General features: G+C 49.4%; 7 protein-coding genes. 4 read left to right on the forward strand and 3 right to left on the reverse strand.

Annotated elements, in window-relative coordinates:
- The 3 genes from lptB to Q0340_RS11735 all read right to left on the reverse strand — a co-directional run.
- Positions 1 to 614 (reverse strand): LPS export ABC transporter ATP-binding protein (gene lptB / locus Q0340_RS11725; RefSeq protein WP_298083459.1); only part of this gene is annotated, 614 nt, incomplete at its 3' end.
- Positions 607 to 1,014: a tRNA (adenosine(37)-N6)-threonylcarbamoyltransferase complex ATPase subunit type 1 TsaE gene (gene tsaE, locus Q0340_RS11730; protein ID WP_298083460.1), complete on the reverse strand. Its 408-nt coding sequence runs from the start codon at positions 1,012 to 1,014 to the stop codon at positions 607 to 609. The genes lptB and tsaE, both read right to left, overlap by 8 nt.
- On the reverse strand, positions 998 to 1,243 hold the full coding sequence (locus Q0340_RS11735) for an RNA-binding S4 domain-containing protein (protein ID WP_297904011.1): 246 nt from the start codon (positions 1,241 to 1,243) through the stop codon (positions 998 to 1,000). The genes tsaE and Q0340_RS11735 overlap by 17 nt, the downstream gene beginning before the upstream one ends.
- 88 nt (positions 1,244 to 1,331) lie before the next feature.
- Here Q0340_RS11735 and Q0340_RS11740 point away from each other — a divergent pair, with 88 nt between their 5' ends.
- From Q0340_RS11740 to hslU, 4 genes are all read left to right on the forward strand, one after another.
- The gene (locus tag Q0340_RS11740) at positions 1,332 to 2,552 is read left to right on the forward strand and encodes an argininosuccinate synthase (RefSeq protein ID WP_297880064.1); all 1,221 of its coding nucleotides are present in this window, start codon (positions 1,332 to 1,334) and stop codon (positions 2,550 to 2,552) included.
- Between the two features lie 183 nt (positions 2,553 to 2,735).
- Positions 2,736 to 3,179, forward strand: a complete 444-nt coding sequence (gene rplI, locus Q0340_RS11745) for a 50S ribosomal protein L9 (protein ID WP_298083461.1) — start codon at positions 2,736 to 2,738, stop codon at positions 3,177 to 3,179.
- Entirely contained in the window at positions 3,172 to 3,720 is a 549-nt protein-coding gene (hslV, locus tag Q0340_RS11750) for an ATP-dependent protease subunit HslV (RefSeq protein WP_005870266.1), read from the forward strand. Before rplI ends, hslV begins: the two co-directional genes overlap by 8 nt.
- Positions 3,717 to 5,002: HslU--HslV peptidase ATPase subunit (gene hslU / locus Q0340_RS11755; RefSeq protein ID WP_298083462.1), on the forward strand; the 1,286-nt coding region annotated here is incomplete at its 3' end. The genes hslV and hslU, both read left to right, overlap by 4 nt.

Genomic DNA, 5,002 nt, shown 5'->3' on the forward strand with positions numbered 1-5,002 from the left:
CGGTCGCAGATCGCAAGCGTTTCGCGGACATTGTGATCGGTGATGAGCACGCCGATGCCAAGATCGCTTAAATCGCGCACGATGCTTTGGATGTCGTTAACGGCGATCGGATCGACGCCCGCAAACGGCTCGTCCAAAAGTAGAAATTTCGGCGTTATCATTAGACTTCGCGCGATCTCGCAACGCCTGCGCTCGCCGCCGCTTAGGCTCACGCCTTTGCGCAATCTGATCGGCTCGATGTTGAGCAGATTTAGCATCTCATCGACCTTTCGTGAGGCTTCGACTTTATTTTTATAGGTAATCTCTGCAGCGAGCATTAAATTTTCCTCAACGTTGAGCTCCTTAAAGATGCTACTTTCTTGCGGTAGGTAGCCTATGCCGAGCTTGGCGCGTTTGTGAAGCGGAACCTTCGCGATGCTGTTCTCATTAAGCAAGATATCGCCGCCGCTAGCGCTTATCAGCCCGCAGATCATATAAAACGTCGTGGTTTTGCCCGCTCCATTGGGCCCCAGCAGCCCCACGATCTCGCCGTTGTAAAGCTCCAGCGAGATGCCCTTAATGATCGGCGTGCCTTTTATGGTTTTTTTAAGACCCCTGACTTCCAGTTTATGCATAGGTTACCTCGTATTTTCGCCCTTGCGCGTGCGGCGTGATCCTCACTACGCAAAAATCAAGCTCATATTTTTTAAGTAAATTTATCAAATTTTCATCCGCCCATTCGATCAGATGAAGCCCCTCTTCAAATAAATTTTCAAATAGTCCGTTTTTTAAAATCCCCTCACAGCCGCCGTTATAGATGTCGTAATGATAAATTTCGCCGTAGTTTTGCATGATCGAAAATGTCGGCGAGCTCACGTGCTCGTCTAACCCGTGAGCCCGCACGATCGCGCGCGCAAGCGTCGTTTTGCCGCTGGCAAGATCGCCGATTAGCAATATTATGCCGCTTTTTGGCAGAGCCTGCACGAGGCGCGAAATTTCATCCTCGCCGCAGAGCAGTTCAAAGCTCTTGGACATACTTTGCCTGCTCGCTTTTGGGCGTATTTTTCGCGCTAGGAAAGGCTAGGACCTTAAAGCTTTGTTTTCTATCTAAAAAGCTTATTGTGATTACATCGCCGATTTTAAGCTCTTTGGCGGGCTTTGCTACCGCGCCGTTTACGGCTACGACGCCGCTTTTGCACATATCTTCGCTGATAGCGCGCCGCTTGGTGATATTTACTGCGTTTAAAAATTTATCGATTCTCATAGGCGTGAGTTTAGCGATATTTGCCTTAAAAGCAACTATTAAACTATTTTTGGTAGAATTTCGCCAAATTTTACGTAAAGGATTTGAGATGGCAAAAGATGTAAAAAAGGTCGTTTTGGCGTATTCCGGAGGACTAGATACTAGCATTATTTTAAAGTGGCTCGGCGATACTTACGGCTGCGATGTGGTGACTTTCACCGCAGATATCGGTCAGAATGAGGATTTGGAGCCTATCAAAAACAAAGCTGTGAAACTGGGCATCAAAAAGGAAAATATCTTCGTAGAGGATCTGCGCGAGGAATTTGTGCGCGATTACGTATTTCCGATGTTTCGCGCAAATGCCGTCTATGAGGGCGAATATCTTTTAGGCACATCGATTGCGCGCCCGTTGATCGCTAAAAAGTTAGTCGAAATTGCTAAAAAAACTGGTGCGGATGCCGTAAGCCACGGCGCGACCGGTAAGGGTAACGACCAAGTCCGCTTCGAGCTTGGCGCATACGCGCTAAATCCCGATATTAAGGTGATTGCGCCGTGGAGGCTGTGGGATCTGAACTCTCGCGAGAAATTGCTTGCCTACGCTAAGAAAAACGGCATCGACATCGCCTCAAAGCCCGGCAAGTCGCCGTATTCGATGGATGCGAATATCCTTCACATCTCCTACGAGGGCTTGGTGCTTGAAGATCCCGCCCATGCGCCTGAAGAGGATATGTGGCGATGGACCGTGAGCCCTAAAAATGCGCCAGATAAGAGCGAGATCATCGAGATCGAATATAAACACGGCGATCCCGTAAAGCTAAACGGCAAGGCGCTTAAGCCGCATGAGATGCTAGCTGCGCTTAACGAACTCGGCGCTAAAAACGGCATCGGCAGGCTCGATCTAGTAGAAAATCGCTACGTCGGCATGAAGAGCCGCGGCTGCTACGAAACTCCAGGCGGCACGATTATGCTAAAGGCTCACCGCGCGATCGAGAGCATCACGCTAGATCGCGGCGCGGCGCATCTAAAAGATGATCTGATGCCGCGCTACGCCGAGCTCATCTACAACGGCTTTTGGTTCAGCCCGGAGCGCTTGCTGCTTCAAGAGCTGATAAATAAATCCCAAGAGCACGTAAACGGCAAGGTTAAGCTCGAGCTTTATAAAGGCAACGTGACCGTGCTAGGCAGGGAAAGCAAGAGCGATAGCTTGTTTAATACCGATTTCGTGACGTTTGAAGAGGATAAGGTTTTCAATCAAAAGGACGGCGACGGATTTATCAAGCTAAGCGCGCTAAGATTTATCATCGCGGGAAAGAACGGACGCAAGCTTTAGCTGAAAATTTTGCCTCATAGTGACAAGGCGCGCAGGCGGATTTCGCAAAGCGAAATTTTAAAATTTATCGAAAAAGTAGCGAGCGGCTGCGGGCAGGTTTCATGAAATTTCACTAAATTTCAGATCCGCCCGCGCCGCTCATAAAATTTTATAAATTTAAAGCTAAATTTAAAAGGATAATGGATGAAAGTATTACTGATCAAAGACGTTAAGGGGCTCGGAAAGGCGGGCGAGGTAAAGGAGGTCAAGGACGGCTACGGCAATAACTTCCTAATCGGCAAAGGCTACGCCAAAGCCGCTACGACTGAGGTTTTGCGTAAATTTGAAGCGGATAAGAAAAAGCAAGCCGAGCTAGAAAAATACGAGGTCGCAAGTTTGCAAAAACTAGCCGAGGAGCTAGCCAAGATCCGCGTAAAGATCGTAAAACAGACGGGCGAGAGCGGCGCGCTTTTCGGCTCGGTTACCAAAGATGAGATCGCAACCGCACTAAAAGAGCAAAAGGGGATCGAAATCGATAAGAAAATTTTAGAGACCGAAGCCATCAAAACGACCGGGATCTACGACGTAAATGCCAAGCTAAAGCACGGCATAGGCGCTAAATTTGAGATAGAGGTGGCTAGTGTTTGAAGCGACTACCATTTTAGCCTACAAAGGCGCGAAGGGCTCCGTCATCGGCGGCGACGGGCAGGTTACGTTCGGAAACACCGTCTTAAAGGGCAATGCGACTAAAATTCGAAAGATCGGCAAAGAGGGTAACGTCTTGGCGGGCTTTGCGGGCAGCACCGCCGATGCGTTTAATCTTTTTGATATGTTTGAGAAGTGCTTAGATGGCGCAAAGGGCGATCTTTTAAGGGCGGTGATAGAATTTAGCAAGCAGTGGCGCAAGGATAAGTATCTGCGAAAGCTCGAAGCGATGATGCTGGTGCTGGATCGCAAAAATATCTTTCTGCTTAGCGGCACGGGCGATGTGGTAGAGCCGGACGACGGCAAGATCGCGGCGATCGGAAGCGGCGGGAATTACGCTCTTAGCGCGGCGCGAGCTTTGGATAAATTTGCAAGCTTAGACGAAGAGGAGCTCGTAAAGCAAAGCCTTAAAATCGCGGGCGAGATTTGCATTTACACGAACGAAAACATCAAAACATACGCAATTTGGGACGAAAAGAGATGATGACGCCAAAGCAGATTGTAGAAAAACTAGACGAATATATAATCGGACAAAATAGCGCCAAACGCACGATAGCGGTGGCTTTGCGAAATCGCTACCGCAGAATGGCGCTCGAAGATGAGATGAAAAACGAGGTGATGCCCAAAAACATCCTGATGATCGGCTCTACCGGCGTAGGTAAGACCGAGATCGCGCGCAGGCTTTCGAAGATGTTCGGACTTCCTTTTATCAAGGTCGAGGCGAGCAAATACACCGAGGTGGGCTTCGTGGGGCGCGACGTGGAGAGCATGGTGCGAGATCTGGCCGCCGCGTCGGTAAATTTAGTGCGCGGCGAGGAATTTGAAAAGAACAAAGACAAGATCGATGATTACATCAAGCGTAAAATTTTAGAAAAAGTCCTTCCGCCGCTTCCGCGCGGAGCGAGCGAGGAGAAGGTTACAGATTACGAAAAAAGCTACGAAAAGATGGCGGCCAAGCTCGAGCGCGGCGATCTGGACGATCTTAGCATCGAGATTGAAGTGAGCGAAAACGCGCTTGAGTCAAATCCGAATTTACCGCCCGAGATGGCGAATATGCAGGAAAGCTTCATCAAAGTAATCGGAATTTCGACGCGCAAGAGCAAAAAAGAGATGAAGGTTAAAGACGCCAAGGTTGCCCTCAAAAGTGAGGCTAGCGAGAAAGTTCTCGATATGGAGAGCATCAAAGCCGAAGCCGTTAGGCGCGCGCAAAACGAGGGCATCATCTTTATCGACGAGATCGATAAGGTGGCGGTTTCAAGCGGTAATAGCGGCAGGCAGGATCCGAGCAAAGAGGGGGTGCAGCGCGATCTGCTTCCGATCGTGGAGGGCAGCAGCGTAAGCACGAAATTCGGCAATATCGATACCGATCACATCCTTTTTATCGCCGCGGGCGCCTTTCATATCAGCAAGCCGAGCGATCTCATACCCGAGCTTCAGGGGCGCTTCCCGCTTCGCGTCGAGCTTGACAGCTTAGACGAGGCGGCGCTGTGTGAAATTTTAACCAAGCCAAAAAATTCGCTTCTTAAGCAGTACTCGGCGCTTTTAAAGACCGAGGGCGTCGAGCTGGAATTTAGCGAGGACGGGGTTAAAGCGATCGCGAAATTTGCGGCGAGCACGAACGAAAAAGTAGAAGACATCGGCGCTAGAAGACTACATACGATAATGGAAAAGGTGCTTGAGGATGTCAGCTTTGAAGCCGATAAGTTTAAAGGGCAAAAGATCGTCGTGGATGAAAAGCTCGTAAGCGAAAAGCTCGCAGGCATCGC

Origin of the sequence: uncultured Campylobacter sp. (genome assembly GCF_938045595.1) — a bacterium.
Classification (GTDB): domain Bacteria; phylum Campylobacterota; class Campylobacteria; order Campylobacterales; family Campylobacteraceae; genus Campylobacter_B.